1 protein-coding gene is annotated in these 645 nt (G+C 55.8%); it reads right to left on the reverse strand.

Features of this window, described 5'->3' with window-relative positions; genetic code table 11:
* A partial coding sequence (locus CBE72_RS07220) for a contractile injection system protein, VgrG/Pvc8 family (RefSeq protein WP_240613083.1) occupies nt 1–263 on the reverse strand: 263 nt, incomplete at its 3' end.
* Nucleotides 264–645 lie beyond the last annotated feature (382 nt).

The raw sequence follows: 645 nt of genomic DNA on the forward strand, positions 1-645 counted from the left end.
TGGCCGCTGTCGCCGCGGCCAAAGCGGCTTACTATGCCGTGCAGTTCTCGCTGGCATTCGCCGTCCTGCCACCAACTCAGTACCCCGCTCTGGTCCACCAAGTCGCTCGCCTTGATATCGTCCCGGCGACTCAGCAACTCAAGCTCTACCACATAAGGACTCGACAGCGATTCTTCCAGCTTGAACGACAGCACCGACAGGCTATCCTCTGCCAAACTGCCCGCCTTGAATCCAAAACGCATGCCGCTCCCTTGATGACTCATCTTCGCTGTCCTTATTGTCCCTGTCCTTTCGCGGTACTCTTGCTGTCTGAGCTCTTGCTGTCTGAGCCCCGGCTTACCCTGTTTTCGGGGAAGGCGTTGAGCTCCGCTCGCCGAGTGCCCTTTTGCTCTTGGTTTAAATGCTCTTGGTTTAAATGCGATTGACTCGAATGTCTGTTGAATGTCCGTTTAGCCGAATTGCACCAAAAGCCATTGGCCTGCTCTCTGGCTCTCAATCAACCGTTTACACTGTCAGTTGACGTCCTCGCCAGAAAACACCCCAATGGCAAACAGCCACCGCAAAGCGGTGGCTGACACACACTATCAGGCTTCGATGGGCTTGCGCCAGTCATCCGCACCTGAAGTACCGGCACTCACGTGGTCC

Origin of the sequence: Shewanella carassii, from assembly GCF_002777975.1 — a bacterium.
Classification (GTDB): Bacteria; Pseudomonadota; Gammaproteobacteria; order Enterobacterales; family Shewanellaceae; genus Shewanella; species Shewanella carassii.